Here is a 15,385-nt window from a genome sequence, read left to right on the forward strand (position 1 = left end):
TTTCCGCACCGTCCTCCACGTCAGGGTCGACGCGGATGGGGAGATCCTCTTCATTCGCGCAGGAGTACGGGACCGCGAGCAGGAAGGTTCAACGGTCGCGCAGAATTGTTGCGAGCCGATCCGGAGCGGGGTCAGCTGGGGAAACGGACGCCGGTCAGTCGGCGCACAGGTGGTCGAAGGCGAACCCGCCGACCAACTCGTCCCGGCGGCGACTCAGCGCGGCGATCTGCGCCGTCAGTTCCACGCGTGGCAGAAGCGGCTCGCCGTCGGTCCCGGCGGTACGCAGCCGCTCCCCGACTGCCACCGTGGCGAGATCCTCGGCCAGGCGGGCCGCGTCGACGCCGCAGGAGAACCGGTGCTCGGTCACCGAGACCCGTTCGACGAGACAGGAGTCCGGGCGCACCTGCACCCAGCTCCACCCCTGCGCCGGGCCGTCCGCCCAGCGCACGTGCAGTCCGCGCACGATCGGGTCGGCGAGGCGCCCGGCCACGTACGCGTCGACCGCGGCGGCGCGGGTCAGCGCGCCGAGGTCGTTCACCGGTCCGGTACGGCCGTCCGGCAGCCGGCCGAGGATGTCCCGGAAGCCCACCGGGGCCGGCTCGTCGTCACCGTCCCCGCCCAGCCCGGCACCCGCCGCGTAGGCCCGCGCGTCGATCACGTACTCCATCAGGCGTCGGCCCTGTTCGCCGGCCCGCAGCGTCGGCGAGCCGATCCGCAGGACGGGCAGGCCCACCGCGGCGCTCACCGCGTCCTTCAGGCGCTCGGCGCGCTGCTGCGCCGAACCGGCGGGTGGCACCGGGCCGATCTCCACGGCGACGACCGGCCGCCCGCCGCCTTCGGCGCAGAGCACGAAGTCGAACGCGGCCCGGCTCGCCGAACTCCACTGACTGCCGGTGACACCCGGTGGGCGTCCCTGGACGAGGTCGCTGAGCCGGCGCGCCGGATACACGCGGTGGCCGGCACGGCTGAACAGCGCGCCCGCGCCGTCGGCGGGCGCCGCCCGCAGCCAGCCGCGCTCGTCGCTGCCGGTGCTCGTCATCTGCCTGATCCATCCGCCGCTCGGTCGGGCCGGGCCGAGTCTAGGCGGTCGATCATGGAATGCGTCCATGGCATCACAGCGGGCACCGGTACGCGCGTCGGGGGCCCTTCGGGCACGAAGCGTCGGAGAAGCGTGCCGAGGGTCGACACCGGCGACAGCCATGTGATCTGGATCACATGGCTGTCGCGTTCCAGAGGTCCCCGCCCGGTGTAAGCAGCGGGGTCGCCGGTAGCGGGCCGGCCGGGAGGTCAGCATGTCGCGACAACAGGTCGGCCGCCTCGCCGACAGCGGTCCGGGCGCCCGCCCGAGTGACCGCCCACGCCCGGGTGACAGCCCTCGCCCCGCTCGCCGACCTCGGCGGGCCGGCGATCCGACCATCCTGCGCCGGCCCCGGGCCGACCGGAGCGGGCGCCACCACCGGCTCCCCCAACGCCCGATCGCCACCCCCCGGCCCGGCCCCGGCCCGGCCCGCGGTGTCGACCGGGAGACCGCCACCAGCGGTGACGGCGCCACGAACCTGGGACGGCGGGACACCGTCGAAGCGGCGGACGTCGCACGGATCGCCACCGAGGCGGCCGGGCTCGTACCGGGCGTCGCCAGCGCCCACTCGGCCACCGTCCGCCTGGGCGGACGGTCCGTGGGCCTCGACCTGCGCCTGGTCACCACGTACGGGCGGAGCGTGCCCGCCGTCGCCGAGGCCGTCCGGACGACCGTCGCCGAGCGGGTCGCCACCGCCACCGGACTCACCGTCGCCGCCGTGACCGTGACGGTGGACGACCTGCGCGTCCCCGGCGCGGACGGCGCGGCGACGCCACGAGCGACCGAGTCGCCGGCGAACGGCATGCGAACCGTCAACCGGGCGGCCTCGCTGGCGCTGTCCGTCGCCCTGCTCGTCGGCGGCACGCTGGTCGCGGTGCAGGCGCTGCTGGTCAGCCTGCGCCTCCCGGAGCCAGCGGTCCTCCCCACCGGCTGGTACGACACGCTGACCACCACCGGCTGGCACGACCCGGACGTCCGGACGGTGGCCGTCGTGACCGTGCTCCTGGGACTCGTCGTCCTGGCCGCCCAACTGCGCCGCTGGACACCCGTCCGCCTCCACGTCGGCGAGCGGGACGGTTGGTACCTGCGCCGCCGGTGCGTGGAACGCCGGCTGGCCAGGGCGGCCGGCGCCGTCCCGGGTGTGCGCCGTGCGCGGGTACGGATCCGCCAGCGCGGCGACCGGTGGCACCCCCGGGTGCGCGCTACCGGCGATCCGGCGGCCCGGGCGGAGATCGAGTACGCGGTGCACCAGGAACTGCGGCACCTCGCCTCGCCCAGGCCGGACCGGGTCGAGATCCGGCTGCTGCCGCACGGGCGGCCGGCATGAGTGACGCCGCGCACCGACTGTTGTGGACGATCGTCGCGCTTGTCCTGGTGGCGGGCGGAGCGACAGCGCTCGTGGTCAGCGTCGGCGCGCCGCCGGACGACGGCCCCGGCGCGACGGTGCTCGGCGACGGGCTGCTTGACGCGTGGCGGCTGGCCACACCGTGGAGCACCCTGGCCGCGGCCGTCGCCGGGATGCTGACCGCCCTCGCCGGGCAACGCCTCCTGGCCCGGGAGCTGCGCCGTCCCCGACGGGCGCTGCGCGGCACGTTGAGCCGCCCCGGACACCGCCCGGGACGCACCCGGCTGGCGGCCGACGTCCTGGCCCGGGCCCTTGAGCGCGACCTGACCGGCGACCCGGCGGTACGAGCGGCCCGGGTGGTGCTCACCGGCACGCTGCCGCACCCCGACGTGTGGATCCGGGTGGACCTGACCGCCGACGCCGGGGCGGCGGGCGTACGCGAGCACGTGCACGCCGCGGTCCGCCGGTTCGCCGCGACCGCCGGGTGCCGACCCGCGCACCTCGACGTGACCGCCCGGATCACACCCGGAGGCCCCTGACGGCGTCGCCGCCCCGCCGGGCATGATCGGTCCCGGGCGGTGGACGGGGAGGTGTGCGGGATGCGGGTGGTGTCGCTGGTGCCGTCGCTGACCGAGGCGGTGGCGCTCACCCTGCCCGGCGCGCTGGTCGGCGCCACCGACTGGTGCGGTCATCCGGTGGATCTGGACGTCGCCCGGGTCGGCGGCAGCAAGTACCCCGACCTGGACCGGGTCCGCGCGCTCCGGCCGGACGTGGTCCTGCTCAACGTGGAGGAGAACCGCCGGGCCGACGCCGACGCGCTGCGGGCGGCCGGCGTGCCGGTACGTGTGACCTATCCGCGTACGGTCGCGGGCGCGTTGACCGAGCTGGGCGAGTTGCTCGCCGAACTCGGTGCGCCGACCGAACCGGCCTGGCTGCGGGCGGCGCGCCGGGCCTGGGCCGAGCCGCCCACGCTCAGCCCGGTCCGCCGGGCGGTGGTGCCGGTCTGGCGGCGACCGTGGGTGGTGCTCGGCGGCGACACGTTCGCCGGTGACGTGCTGCGCCGGCTCGGGGTCGTCAACGCCTACGACGACCACCCCGAGCGCTATCCCCGGCCGCCCCTCAGCGACCTGCGCGCCCGATCGCCGGAGCTGGTGGTGCTGCCCGACGAGCCGTACCGGTTCACCGCCAACGACGGGCCGGAGGCGTTCCCCGGCGTACCGTGCGCTCTGCTCTCCGGTCGGCACCTCACCTGGTACGGCCCGTCCCTGGCCGAGGCGCCCGCGCTGCTGGCCGACCAGCTCTCCCGCCCGGTACGCGCCGACTGAACCGGCGGGTCAGCCGGTGGGGCGGGCGCGGCACGCGGCCGCGACGCTGGCGCCGACGGCCACGGTGAGGCTCAGCACCACCACCGCGAGGGTCAGCCAGACCGGCAGCCTGCCCACCGGCGTCTCGGCCAGGATCAGCTTCAGCCCCGCGAAGGCCAGCACCACCGCCAGCCCGTAGCGCAGGTAGGCGAAGTGCCGCAGCAGACCGGCGAGGCAGAAGTAGAGGCTGCGCAGCCCCAGCACGGCGAACGCGGTGGCCGTCCACACCAGGAACGTGCTCGTCGTGATGGCCAGGATCGCCGCCACCGAGTCGATCGCGAACACGATGTCGGTGGCCTCGATCGCGACAAGCGTCACCAGCAGCAGGGTCGCCACCCGTCGCCCGCCGACCCGGGCGGTGAACCGGTCACCGTGGAAGCGGGCGTCGGTGGGCACCGCCCGCCGGAACAGCCGCACGATCCGGTTGCGCTCCGGATCGACGTCCGGCTCCCCGCGTACGGCCAGCCGCCACCCGGTCCACACCAGGAACGCCCCCAGCACGACCCCGGCCCAGGCCAGCCGGTCCAGCAGTTCGGCGCCGGCGAAGATGAACAGCAGACGGAACGCCAGCGCCCCCACGACGCCCCAGAACAGCACCTTGTGCTGGTAGCCCGCCGGCACCCGGAAGTAGCCGAACAGCAGCGCGAAGACGAAGACGTTGTCCACCGAGAGCGCCTTCTCCAGCAGGTAGCCGGAGAAGTACGCGATGGCCGGCTCGGCGCCCAGGCCGAACCAGACGACCAACCCGAACAACACGCCCGAGGCGATCCAGACGCCGCTCCACAGCAGCGCCTGCCGCAACCCGATGACGTGGTTGTCCCGGTGCGCGAGCAGGTCGGCGACGAGCATCACGGCGATCACCGCGCCGACCGCGCCCCACGCCCACAGCGGCACCGCGACCGTCGCCTCACCCACCCGGCGCCCCCCGGCATCGACCACCGCACCGCACCGCCACCCGCGTCGGCCGGCCGGCCGCTCCCGAGCCTAGGCGAGCGGCCCGGCCGGCGTCGGCGCTCCGGCCAACCCGACCACCGGTGGCGGTCACGCGACAGGCATCACCTGACTCGCGTCGACGACCGTGTCGTCGCTGTCGTACGTGATCGCGTTGCTCACCCGGACGACACCGCTGACCTGGGCCGCGAGCCGGCCGGCGAGGTCGACGGCGGATCGGCGGTCCAGCCGGCCGGCGAGATCGACCTCGCCGTGGTGGACCTTCACGGTGACCAGGCCGTCCCGCACGGCGAGCACCCGGCGCAGCACCTCCTGCACCACGTCCTCGCGGATCTCGGCGTCCGAGCGCAGGTGCACCCGCAGCAGGTCGGCCCGACTGACGATGCCGACCAGCCGGCCGAGGTCGTCGAGCACCGGCAACCGCTTCACCCGCTCACGGTCCATCAGCCGGGCGGCGGCCGACAGCGGCGCCTCCGGGTACGTGGTGACCGCCGGCGCCGTCATCAGATCCCCGGCGACGAACGCCTCACTCCTGCTGCGGGCGTCGCGCCGGTGGCGGCTCTCGAAGACGCGCCGCTGCGCCGGCTCGCCGGCACGTTCGATTCGGTGCAGAAGATCAGCCTCGGACACCACACCGAGCACCCGACCGAACCCATCGACCACCGGCGCCGCGCTGACGTCGCGGCGCAGCAGCACGTCGACCACCTCCCGGTACGGGGTCCCGGCCACCACGGTCGCGACCTCCCGGGTCATCACGTCGCCCACCTGCCAGGTCCTCATCACGACCTCCCTCTCGTCTCCACCCCGGACGCTACGACCACACGACGGCACCGGTCAGAGGCACGAGCCCGGGCCTGAACAGGTCCAAGGTCCCGGGTCGACGAGGACCGGTCGGCCCTGCCGTGCACGCCGCGACGGGAGTCCACTGGAGATGCCACCGGGAAGCGCGGTGCGAGGCAACGAAGGGACGTGGAGACCATGACCGCGACGATCGAGCGGACCACCGCCGACACACCGGCGGCCGGCACCCGGGAGAGGGCCGTCCGGTACCTCCTGGCCGGCACCCGCCTGGCACTCGGCTGGATCTTCCTCTGGGCATTCCTCGACAAGCTGTTCGGTCTCGGAATGGCCACCGAGTCGAAGAACGCCTGGATCAACGGCGGCAGCCCCACCAAGGGCTTCCTCACCTTCGGCGTGACCGGGCCCTTCAAGGACCTCTACACCGGCATCGCCGGAGCCGCCTGGGCGGACTGGCTGTTCATGATCGGTCTGGCCGGGATCGGCGTCGCCCTGCTGCTCGGCATCGGCATGCGGGTCGCCGCGGTGGCCGGCGGGCTGCTGCTGGTGCTCATGTGGACCGCCGTCCTGCCCCCGGAGAACAACCCCTTCATGGACGACCACCTGATCTACGCGGCGGTGCTCGCGGTGCTGGCGCTCGTCAACGCCGGCGACACCTGGGGTCTGGGCCGGTTCTGGGCGAACCTGCCGATCGTGCGCCGACTCCCCTGGCTCCGGTAACTCCCCCTGCACGGCGGGCGCCCCCATCCGGCGGCGCCCGCCCCACGCGTGCCCGGACTACCTCGCACACCAGGCCTCGTGCGCCGGGCAGGTGGGCTGAGCCGGGCGGGCGGGTCGGGGAGTTCGGCCCGGTGGCGGGTCCGCCGCACATCGGTGGGGCGTGATCCGGCAGGATCGAAGTGACCGGACACATCACCGACATGGCAGGAGATCCCCACATGAACCAGGCAGCAGGCGCCCGTTCGGGCAAGCCCGAGGTGGGTCCGATCGAGGGTGCGCCGCCGGCCGACCTCGTGATCGAGGACATCACCGTGGGTGAGGGCCCGCAGGCGCAGCCGGGTCAGCTCGCCAGCGTGCACTACGTCGGGGTCTCGCACTCCACGGGCAACGAGTTCGACTCGTCCTGGAACCGGGGCGAGGCGTTCGAGTTCCCGCTCGGCGGCGGCCAGGTCATCAGCGGCTGGGACCAGGGCGTGGTCGGCATGCGCGTCGGCGGCCGGCGTCGCCTCACCATCCCGCCGCACCTCGGGTACGGCGACCGGGGCGCGGGCGGCGTCATCAAGCCGGGCGAGACCCTGGTCTTCGTGGTCGACCTGCTCGGCCTGCGCTGATCGACGCTCCCGGGGGTCGTCGTCGGGCGGCCCCCGGGGCGCGGCGCGCGTGGGCGTCGGGCTCAGGCGGCGAGCATCAGGTCCGCGGACGGGTCGGCCGGGCGGCGCGCGGCGTCGAGGCGGCGCGCGGCGTCGACCACGCGGCTCGGCTCCAGGACCGTCATCACCCGGTGCAGACCGGTGGCGCGCAGCACCCGCGCGACCACCGGGGTCGGGTCGACGAGCACGAGCTCGCCGCCACGGGCGCGGATGCGCAGGTGCGCGGCGAGCAGCGTCCGCACGCCGGCGGCGGAGAGCAGTCGCAGCCCGGACATCTCCAGGTGGAGCACCGGGCGCGCCGGCGCGGACCACAGCGCGGACCGGAACGCACCGACGGTCGCGATGTCGACCTCGCCGGCCACCCGCACGCGGACCACCCGGTCACCCACGTTGACCTGCACGTCCAACCGGTCGCTGCGCTCTTCCATGTCCAGAAACCTATCCTGGACCACCGACAGTTTCGCCCGTCCGCGGAGTGATTCCGGGTACGCCCAGGGTCATCCCCGGAGACCCCCGGGGTCCCCCTCGGGGTGGAGGCCGGGGGGCGGTACCCCCGTCGATCGGACGATCCCTGGGAACACCGGCCGTACCGGACACACCGACGCCATGTCGATCATCGTGGTGCCGCGCGGCGATGCGGGAACCGACGACATCGGCGGGTGACAATGGGCCGATGGTGATCCCCCGGCCCCGGCCACCCCGGCTGATCCGGCCCGTTCGCGAGCCGGCCACCGTGCCTCCCCCGCTCGCCGGGGCGTGGGCCGCCACCGACCGCAGACTCGACCAGGTCGACCTGCTGCCACTGCCCGACGGCGCCGTCGGCCCCGAGGACGTGCTGGTCGACCCCGCCGGGCGGGTGATCAGCGGCGACGAGGACGGCCGGCTGTGGTGGTGGCCGGCCGACGCGCCCGCCGGCACCCAGCCCCGGCTGCTGGCCGAGACGGGCGGCCGGCCGCTCGGCATCGAGGTGGAGCCGTCCGGGGAAGCGTTCGTCGTCTGCGACGCGTACCGGGGTCTGCTGCGGGTCACACCCGACGGGGCGGTCCGCGAGATGACCGGCACCGCACCCGCGGTGCACCTGGCCAACAACGCGACGGTGGCCCGCGACGGCACCGTCTACTTCACCGACTCCTCGGACCGGTTCCCGGTCTCACACTGGAAACGGGACCTGCTGGAGCACCGCCCCAACGGTCGGGTGCTGGCACACCGCCCGGGCAGTGGTCGTACCGAGGTGGTGGCCGACGGGCTGTACTTCCCCAACGGGATCGCGCTGACCCCCGACGAGTCGGCGCTGATGCTCGTGGAGACCACCACCCACCGGCTGCTCCGCGTCGAGCTGGGCGGCGGGGTGCGGGTGCTCGCCGACCTGCCCGCGTACCCGGACAATCTCTCCGCGGTGGGCGACGGGACGTACTGGATCGCGCTGCCCAGCCCACGGGTGCCCATCGCGGAGCGGTTGCTGCCGCATCCGCGGCTGCGGCAGATCGCCGCGCTGCTGCCCGACGCGATGCAGCCGCAACCGCGCCGCTACGGGCTGGTCGCCCTGGTCGACGGCGCGGGCACGGTCCTCCGGACGCTGCACGGTCCGGCCGGGCACTACTGGATGATCACCGGGGTACGTCAGCACGGCAACCACCTCTGGCTGGGCAGCCTGATCGGGCCGGGCGTGGCCCGCGTACCCCTGGACTGACGGCGCGGGCCGGCCCGCCGCGACGGCGGGCCGGCCCGGACGACGCCGCCTCAGCGGCCGCTGACCGAGGGCGCCGGGGCGGGCGATCCCCCGGCCACCGCACCCGGGTGCGCCGGGGCGGGCGGCGCGGGCTTGAGCCCGGGCGGCACCGGCAGGGCGCTGCCCCGGACGAACTCGTCCCAGCTCACGTTCCACGCGGTCCACCCGTTGCCCGGCTGCAACTCCACCTCGGTGCCCTTGACGGTGATCAGGTCACCGACCTGGGTCACGCCCATCAGCCAGTCGGCCGCGGCGGCGGAGACGTTCGCGCAGCCGTGCGAGGTGTTGGTGAAGCCCTGCTCCCCCTCCGACCACGGGGCCGAGTGGATGAACTCGCCGCCCCACGTGTACCGCTGGGCGTCGTCGACGTCGACCACGTAGCCGCCGTTCGGTTCACCCCGGGTGTCGAAGGTGGTCCGCTCGTGCTTCTCCATGATCACCATCTTGCCGCTGGAGCTGGGTGTGCTCGGCTTGCCCATGCTGACCGGGATGCGGCGGATCTGCTTGCCGTCGCGCAGCACGGTCATCTGCTTGGTGGCGTTGTCGATCTCCAGCGCGAGTTGGCGGCCGATCTTCGAGGTCGCGGTCCGCTCGGCGTCGCCGATCCGGTCCTTGCCGATCGGCAGGCCCTCCAGGCCGGCCCGGACGCTGATCGTCGTGCCGGGCTTCCAGAAATCGGGCGCCCGGTAATAGACCTGCGTTCCGTCGTCGAGCCACGACCAGGTACCCGGCTGCGGCGGATTCGTCTTTACGAACAACCGACGTTGGACATCCGCTCTGGCCTCTTTCGGAATTCCCGGGTCGAACGCAACGGTTACCGGCATGGCCGTGCCGTACGTCCGGTTGCCCACGAAATAGAGGGTGCTGGTGATCTGTGGCTTGGTGGATTTGGCCATCGTCGTGAACGTGGTGCTGCGGGTGGTGGTGGCACCCGAGTCGCCGGTCGCGGTCACCTCGGCGGTGTACGTCCGGCGAGGTTGCAGCGGCGTGCTCGGCACCCAGCCCGAGCCGTCCTCGCGCGGTTCGGCCTTGACCTGCGCGCCCTTGTCGTCGGTCAGTCGTACGGCGGTGACCCGGCCGCCCTTGACCGTGGTGCCCACCTCGGCGCTGACCGGTACGTCCCGGGTCTTGTCCCCCGGTGACACGGTGAGCTCCGGAGGCGCGGCGTGCCCCTTGGCCGACCCGGCCGCCGCATCCCGCTCGGCGGTACACCCGCCCAGGACGAGTGGTGCGGCCGCGATGGTTACCGCCAACAGCGTCAGTCGCCGCCTCGACGTCATGTTCTGTCCCCCCGTTTTCGACTTCCCTCTGCCACATCTTCGTCGCCGTGACAGGCGTGCCCACGCCATTCGGAAATAATCGGCGGCGCATTTACCGGCGCGTTTTCCGGCGTTGCGTCGCTTGGCGGAACAAAGGCGCACCCGACCCGACTCGCGTCCTTTGCTCCGCTTCACGGGGGCCCGGCCCGGCTGTCCGGATGGCGGGTGGGCCGACGAGGCGGGCGGGGCGGCGGGCCGCGCGGCGCCGGGCCGGTACCGGCGGGGGGTGGGGTGCGGGCGCGCACCCCGGGCACCGACTTTTGTCATTTGGAGCGAAACTTCTGCCGAACACGACGAAGCTTTGCCTTCGTCCGTGGGCAAGGGTAGGGTCCGGATCCAGATAGAGGGTTGCCCATTCGTCGATCAGCTTGCCGCCGCCCCTGCCGGGCCGCCGCGTCCCGCCCCGATGGGTCCGGGTCGCGCCCCGCGCGCCGTCCCTCACCGTCCGCCGGAGCCACGCCTCCGGCCGGTTCGGCGCGCCCGGGACTGGCAGCAGTCGGTCGACCGCCGTCGACGGCGCACCTGCCGTCAGGAAGGGACCACCACCATGGATCAACAGACCAACCGATCGGAGCCGACACCGGCCGCCGAGGCGCTCAGCCGGCGCGGCCTGCTCCGCGCGGCGACGGTGTCGGCCGCCGCGGTCGGCACCGCGGGCCTGCTCGCGGGTCCGGCCGCCGCCGCGCCCAGCGCGCAGGGTGGGCACTCCGGCGGTCGCCGCCGGGTGCCGGTGGACCGGATCAGCATCCAGCTCTACACCCTGCGTGACCAGTTGGCGGCCGACCTGCCCGGCACCCTGGACGCGCTGCGCCGCAGCGGCTACCGGCGGGTCGAGCACGCCGGTTTCGTCGGACGCACCGCCGCGCAGTTCCGCGCCGCGCTCGACGAGGCGGGACTCCGGGCCACCTCCGGGCACACCGGCATCCCGCAGCCGTTCGACGACGCCACCTGGCAACGCGCCCTGGAGGACGCGCACACCCTCGGCAGCAAGAAGATCGTGCACCCGTACTTCGGACGTGACGCCAACGGTCAGGCGATCCGGGACCCCGCTGTCTACCGGGCCCTGGCGCGGGACCTCAACCGGGCCGGCCGGCTCGCCGAGCGCGCGGGCCTCGACTTCGGCTACCACAACCACCAACTGGAGTTCGTGCCGCTGACCGACGGCTCGACCGGCTTCGACATCCTCACCGCGCAGACCGACCCCCGGCTGGTCCACTTCGAACTCGACCTCTACTGGACCTGGCGGGGCGCCCACGACCCGGTCGACGTGATCCGGGCCAACCGTGGCCGGATCCGCCAGGTGCACGTCAAGGACCTCGACGTCGAGGGCGGCTTCGCCGACCTCGGTGACGGCGTCATCGACTTCGGTCGGATCTTCGCCCACGAACGGGAGGCGGGCATCGAGGAGTACATCGTGGAGCGCGACGACGCGGGCACCTCGCCGCGCGTCCCCGCCGACGCCCTGGACACCGCCCGGGTCGGCTTCGACTACCTCGCCTCACTCCGGTACTGAAAACTACCTCGGGGGACGACCTGATGAACAGGACCGCATTCGCGTCCGCGCTGCTACTGGTGACGGCCGGCCTGGCCGTGCCACCGGCGGCCGCCGCCGCCGCGCCGGCCGCGCCGCCGGACAGCAGCTTCCAGAAAGTGACACTCAACGACTTCCCGGGCGAGCCGATGAGCCTCGCCGTCCTGCCCGACCTGCGGGTGCTGCACACCTCCCGGACCGGCGAGGTCCGCATCCACGACCCGCGCACCGGGCTGAACACCCTCGCCGCCGACATCCCGGTGTACGAGCACGACGAGGAAGGCCTGCAGGGGGTCGCCATCGACCCCAACTTCGCCCAGAACAAGTGGGTGTACCTCTACTACTCGCCGCCGCTGAACACCCCGGTGGACGATCCCGCCACGCCCGGCGTCAACGAGGGGGACGCGCCGGAGACCGGCACCGCGGCGGACTGGCAGCGGTTCAAGGGCGCGCTGCGCCTGTCCCGGTTCAAGCTCGACGGGATGAAGCTCAACCTGGCCAGCGAGCAGCAGATCATCGACGTGGCCACCGACCGGGGCATCTGCTGCCACGTCGGCGGGCAGATCGACTTCGACAGCAAGGGCAACCTGTACCTGTCGACGGGCGACGACACCAACCCGTTCGCCTCGGACGGCTACATCCCGATCGACGAGCGGGCCGACCGGAACCCGGCGTACGACGCCCAGCGCAGCTCGGCCAACACGAACGACCTGCGCGGCAAGCTGCTGCGCATCAAGCCGAAGGCCGGTGGTGGTTACACGGTGCCGGCCGGCAACCTGTTCAAGCCGGGGACGGCGAAGACCCGTCCGGAGATCTACGCGATGGGGCTGCGCAACGCGTTCCGCTTCGCGGTGGACCGGCGGACCGACAACGTGTACCTGGCGGACTACTCCCCCGACGCCTCCACCGCGAACCCGGAGCGCGGGCCGGCCGGACACGGCCGGTGGATGATGATCGACAAGCCGGCGAACTACGGCTGGCCGTACTGCGTGACGCCGACGATCGCGTACCGCGACTACGACTTCGCCACCGGCGAGTCCGGCAAGAAGTTCAACTGCGCGCGCCCGGTCAACGACTCACCGCACAACACGGGCAAGCGGCAGCTGCCGCCGGTCGAGCAGCCGCAGGTCTGGTACCCGTCCGCGGCGTCCGGTGAGTTCCCGCAGCTGGGCACCGGCGGCATCGGCCCGATGGGTGGCCCGGCGTACGACTACGACGGGACCAGCACCTCGCGGACCCGCTGGCCGGCCTACTACGACGGGGTTCCGCTGTTCTACGAGTGGACCCGGGACTACATCAAGGAGTTCCGCCTCGACGAGGACGGCGACGTCGCGGACATCCGGCCGGTGGTGCCGTCGCTGGTGGTGGACAACCCGATGGACATGGAGTTCGGCCCGGACGGCGCGCTCTACGTACTGGAGTACGGCGACGGCTACTTCGCCGAGAACCCGGACGCGCAGCTGTCCCGGATCGACTTCGTGCGGGGCAACCGGACGCCGATCCCGAAGATCAGCGGCACCCCGACCGTCGGGCAGGCGCCGTTGACCGTCGCGTTCTCCAGCGCCGGCACGACCGACCCGGACGGTGACCGGCTGAGCTACGCGTGGGACTTCAACGCGGACGGTTCGGTGGACAGCACCGCTCCGAACGCGACCTGGACGTTCGCGGAGAACGGTTCGTACACCCCGACGTTGAAGGTGACCGACCGTACCGGACGCTCCGCCTCGGCGACCCTGCCGTTGGTGGTCGGGCCGACCGCGCCGGTCGTCGAGTTCGTCGCCCCGGTGGCCGGGCAGCCCTTCCAGTTCGGGCAGACGGTCGCGTACGAGGTGAAGGTCACCGACGACCTGCCGGTGGACTGCTCCCGGGTGAAGGTCACCTACGTGCTCGGGCACGACGAGCACGGGCACCCGCTCTCCACGTCGACGGGTTGCAGCGGAACCATCCCCACCTTCATCGACGGTGGGCACAGCGGGGCGGACAATCTGACGGCGGTCTTCGTCGCGGAGTACACCGACGCGCCGACCGAGCCGGGCGTGCCGCCGCAGTCGGCCTCGGCCACGGTGGTGCTGGACCCGACCCCGGTGGCCGGCCTGGCCGGCTGACCAGTTCCACGGTGACAGCGGCGGCGGTCGGAGGATTCCGGCCGCCGCCGCCCGTCGCTCAGCTCCAGTCGCTGTCGACGTGGTTGTCGCGCCAGCGTCCGCCCACCGGCGGGGTGTCCAGCCGCATCCCGGCCTCGGCGTTGCCGGCGAGGTCGTTGTCCTCGACCCGGCAGTCCACGCAGCTGCCCCGCTCGGTGATCCACAGTCCGTGGGTCTGGGTCCGCGCTTCGTGGTTGTCCCAGACCCGGTTGCCGCGGACGGTCGCCGAGTCGAACGCCGCGTTGATGGTGATGCCGGCCCGCCGCCCGGGTGCGGGGTCCAGCTCGTACGCGCAGCCCGGCGGCGGCACGTCCCCACTCCACGCGCTGAACGCGTCCGGGCGGACCGGCGCCAGGGTGAGTTCGTCGCCGGTGTTGGCGGCCACCGTGGCCACGGACCGGCCGACCCGCAGGACCTTGCCCCGGTGCCCGTCGTGCGGCCAGTCGGCGGTCCGGTCCACCAGGGTCCGTTCGCTGTAGCGGACGGCCTCGCCCGCACCGCCGGCGGCCCGCGCGTACTGCCGCCCGTTGTTGCGGATCCGGTTGTTGAGCAGCACGGTGTCGGTCATCTGGTGGTCGATGCGGACCGCGTCCAGCCCGTTGCCCCAGAACTCGTTGCTCTCGATCACCACGTCCCGGATCGGGCCCTGGTAGCCGCGCCGGAGGTCACGCGCGTGGTAGCCGTGCTGACCGTTGCCGCTGATCCGGTTGCCCCGGACGGTGTACGGGCCGGGGCTGTTGCCGATGCTGACCCCGTCCCGCAGGTTGCCGTCGATGACGCAGTCGGTGACGAGTCCACCCCGCCCGGCCACGGACGAGGTGCCCTGCGACGACACGTCGAAGCCGGCCTCCAGGTTGCCGGTCATCGTGCAGGCGGACACGATCAGCCCGTCGGTGCCCCAGTCGGAGATGCCGAACCGGTTGCCCTGGCTGTGGCAGCCGATGATGCGGTAGCCGCGGGGCGGTTCCCAGTAGTCCTTCTGCAACTCCAGGAAGATCCCGTTGGTGCCGTTGGCCAGGGCGGTGCAGTTGGCGATGGTCAGCCGCTCCACCGGACCCCATCCGCCGACGCCGATACCGATGCCGGCACCGCCCATCTGCTCGCCGTTGTCGAGCCGGCCGCAGCCGACCACCACGACGCCGTCGACCAGGGTGTCCTGGAGGAAGTCGCAGCCCAGCCCGCTGGCCGCGGTGTGGTGGATGTAGAGGTTCCGGAACACGCCCCGCACCACGTACTGCAGGCCGAGGCCCTTGGCCAGGTAGTTGTACTCGGCCATCGCCACGCCCGAGCCGTCGATCTGGAAGTCGGCGAACGTGCAGTCGGCGATGTGCCGGTCCCGGTCGGCGCCGTGCTGGAGGGTCGTCCAGAACGCCAGCGGGGTCGGGTCGGAGCGGTTGCCCTCGTTGCTGAGCATGAACCGGGTGGCCGCCGGGCCGGCCCCGATCAGCGACACCCCGCTGCGCCACACGGTGCCGGCGTCCCGGATCGAGTAGATGCCCGGCGGGCAGTAGATGACACGTGCCCGCCCGTCGGAGGCGTACCCGGCGCCGAGCCGGTCCACCAGGGCAGCCAGCGCCGGCTGGTCGTTTGTGGCGCCGTCGCCGGTCAGCCCGTACTCCAGCGCGTCGCAGTAGAGCGGTGCCCCGGCCGCGGCGGGCCGGCGCACGCGGACCGAGTTGAGTTTCGCCTCGTAGGCCACGGCCGGCTCCCTTCGACGCGGGTGGTGCGCGCCGACTTCCCGGTGACGGGTGCGGGA

General features: G+C 73.2%; 14 protein-coding genes. 8 read left to right on the top strand and 6 right to left on the bottom strand.

The features are described 5' to 3' along the window. Positions 1-154 precede the first annotated feature (154 nt). Positions 155-1,039, bottom strand: coding sequence for a DUF2726 domain-containing protein (locus ABZS77_RS24470; protein WP_354827073.1), 885 nt, complete (start codon positions 1,037-1,039; stop codon positions 155-157). Between the two features lie 253 nt (positions 1,040-1,292). On the opposite strand from ABZS77_RS24470, the gene ABZS77_RS24475 reads away from it, so the two are divergent. From ABZS77_RS24475 to ABZS77_RS24485, 3 genes are read left to right on the top strand one after another with little or no spacing between them, the layout of a single operon-like run. Then, positions 1,293-2,405, top strand: a complete 1,113-nt coding sequence (locus tag ABZS77_RS24475; protein WP_354827076.1) for an Asp23/Gls24 family envelope stress response protein — start codon at positions 1,293-1,295, stop codon at positions 2,403-2,405. Next, positions 2,402-2,962, top strand: coding sequence for a hypothetical protein (locus ABZS77_RS24480; protein WP_354827079.1), 561 nt, complete (start codon positions 2,402-2,404; stop codon positions 2,960-2,962). The genes ABZS77_RS24475 and ABZS77_RS24480 overlap by 4 nt, the downstream gene beginning before the upstream one ends. Before the next feature lie 60 nt (positions 2,963-3,022). Continuing rightward, a complete protein-coding gene (locus ABZS77_RS24485; protein ID WP_354827082.1) occupies positions 3,023-3,748 on the top strand; it encodes a helical backbone metal receptor in 726 nt (241 codons plus the stop codon). A 9-nt stretch (positions 3,749-3,757) separates the two neighbouring features. Here ABZS77_RS24485 and ABZS77_RS24490 read toward each other — a convergent pair whose 3' ends face one another. Together ABZS77_RS24490 and ABZS77_RS24495 are read right to left on the bottom strand one after the other, a co-directional pair. Then, complete coding sequence (locus ABZS77_RS24490) at positions 3,758-4,636, bottom strand: TerC/Alx family metal homeostasis membrane protein (protein ID WP_354827129.1); 879 nt, start codon at positions 4,634-4,636, stop codon at positions 3,758-3,760. A 192-nt stretch (positions 4,637-4,828) separates the two neighbouring features. Then, positions 4,829-5,518 carry a CBS domain-containing protein gene (locus tag ABZS77_RS24495; protein ID WP_354827084.1) on the bottom strand — a complete coding sequence of 230 codons (690 nt, stop codon included), beginning with the start codon at positions 5,516-5,518 and terminating at the stop codon, positions 4,829-4,831. A gap of 189 nt (positions 5,519-5,707) precedes the next feature. On the opposite strand from ABZS77_RS24495, the gene ABZS77_RS24500 reads away from it, so the two are divergent. Both ABZS77_RS24500 and ABZS77_RS24505 read left to right on the top strand, forming a co-directional pair. Then, positions 5,708-6,256: a hypothetical protein gene (locus tag ABZS77_RS24500; RefSeq protein WP_354827086.1), complete on the top strand. Its 549-nt coding sequence runs from the start codon at positions 5,708-5,710 to the stop codon at positions 6,254-6,256. Positions 6,257-6,474: 218 nt separating this feature from the next. Continuing rightward, entirely contained in the window at positions 6,475-6,867 is a 393-nt protein-coding gene (locus tag ABZS77_RS24505; RefSeq protein ID WP_354827088.1) for an FKBP-type peptidyl-prolyl cis-trans isomerase, read from the top strand. A gap of 62 nt (positions 6,868-6,929) precedes the next feature. Here the strand turns inward: ABZS77_RS24505 and ABZS77_RS24510 are convergent, their stop codons facing one another. Beyond that, positions 6,930-7,334: an STAS domain-containing protein gene (locus tag ABZS77_RS24510; protein ID WP_354827091.1), complete on the bottom strand. Its 405-nt coding sequence runs from the start codon at positions 7,332-7,334 to the stop codon at positions 6,930-6,932. A 245-nt stretch (positions 7,335-7,579) separates the two neighbouring features. Between ABZS77_RS24510 and ABZS77_RS24515 the strand changes: the two genes are divergently transcribed. After that, a complete protein-coding gene (locus tag ABZS77_RS24515; RefSeq protein WP_354827093.1) occupies positions 7,580-8,596 on the top strand; it encodes an SMP-30/gluconolactonase/LRE family protein in 1,017 nt (338 codons plus the stop codon). Positions 8,597-8,646: 50 nt separating this feature from the next. Here ABZS77_RS24515 and ABZS77_RS24520 read toward each other — a convergent pair whose 3' ends face one another. Continuing rightward, the gene (locus ABZS77_RS24520) at positions 8,647-9,915 is read right to left on the bottom strand and encodes an Ig-like domain-containing protein (protein ID WP_354827095.1); all 1,269 of its coding nucleotides are present in this window, start codon (positions 9,913-9,915) and stop codon (positions 8,647-8,649) included. 586 nt (positions 9,916-10,501) lie between these two features. Here ABZS77_RS24520 and ABZS77_RS24525 point away from each other — a divergent pair. Further along, on the top strand, positions 10,502-11,467 hold the full coding sequence (locus ABZS77_RS24525; protein WP_354827098.1) for a sugar phosphate isomerase/epimerase: 966 nt from the start codon (positions 10,502-10,504) through the stop codon (positions 11,465-11,467). A 23-nt stretch (positions 11,468-11,490) separates the two neighbouring features. Then, the gene (locus ABZS77_RS24530) at positions 11,491-13,590 is read left to right on the top strand and encodes a PQQ-dependent sugar dehydrogenase (protein ID WP_354827101.1); all 2,100 of its coding nucleotides are present in this window, start codon (positions 11,491-11,493) and stop codon (positions 13,588-13,590) included. A gap of 58 nt (positions 13,591-13,648) precedes the next feature. Here ABZS77_RS24530 and ABZS77_RS24535 read toward each other — a convergent pair whose 3' ends face one another. Continuing rightward, positions 13,649-15,328, bottom strand: coding sequence for a right-handed parallel beta-helix repeat-containing protein (locus ABZS77_RS24535; protein ID WP_354827104.1), 1,680 nt, complete (start codon positions 15,326-15,328; stop codon positions 13,649-13,651). Positions 15,329-15,385: the final 57 nt, after the last annotated feature.

Source organism: Micromonospora sp. NPDC005298 (assembly GCF_040607375.1).
GTDB lineage: Bacteria > Actinomycetota > Actinomycetes > Mycobacteriales > Micromonosporaceae > Micromonospora.

Excerpts from the sequence above, each read along its gene's own strand:
- ABZS77_RS24470 (WP_354827073.1), bottom strand. The coding sequence starts at position 1,039 with ATGACGAGCACCGGCAGCGACGAGCGCGGCTGGCTGCGGGCGGCGCCC.
- ABZS77_RS24475 (WP_354827076.1), top strand. The coding sequence starts at position 1,293 with ATGTCGCGACAACAGGTCGGCCGCCTCGCCGACAGCGGTCCGGGCGCC.
- ABZS77_RS24480 (WP_354827079.1), top strand. The coding sequence starts at position 2,402 with ATGAGTGACGCCGCGCACCGACTGTTGTGGACGATCGTCGCGCTTGTC.
- ABZS77_RS24485 (WP_354827082.1), top strand. The coding sequence starts at position 3,023 with ATGCGGGTGGTGTCGCTGGTGCCGTCGCTGACCGAGGCGGTGGCGCTC.
- ABZS77_RS24490 (WP_354827129.1), bottom strand. The coding sequence starts at position 4,636 with ATGCTCGTCGCCGACCTGCTCGCGCACCGGGACAACCACGTCATCGGG.
- ABZS77_RS24495 (WP_354827084.1), bottom strand. The coding sequence starts at position 5,518 with ATGAGGACCTGGCAGGTGGGCGACGTGATGACCCGGGAGGTCGCGACC.
- ABZS77_RS24505 (WP_354827088.1), top strand. The coding sequence starts at position 6,475 with ATGAACCAGGCAGCAGGCGCCCGTTCGGGCAAGCCCGAGGTGGGTCCG.
- ABZS77_RS24510 (WP_354827091.1), bottom strand. The coding sequence starts at position 7,334 with ATGGAAGAGCGCAGCGACCGGTTGGACGTGCAGGTCAACGTGGGTGAC.
- ABZS77_RS24515 (WP_354827093.1), top strand. The coding sequence starts at position 7,580 with ATGGTGATCCCCCGGCCCCGGCCACCCCGGCTGATCCGGCCCGTTCGC.
- ABZS77_RS24520 (WP_354827095.1), bottom strand. The coding sequence starts at position 9,915 with ATGACGTCGAGGCGGCGACTGACGCTGTTGGCGGTAACCATCGCGGCC.
- ABZS77_RS24525 (WP_354827098.1), top strand. The coding sequence starts at position 10,502 with ATGGATCAACAGACCAACCGATCGGAGCCGACACCGGCCGCCGAGGCG.
- ABZS77_RS24530 (WP_354827101.1), top strand. The coding sequence starts at position 11,491 with ATGAACAGGACCGCATTCGCGTCCGCGCTGCTACTGGTGACGGCCGGC.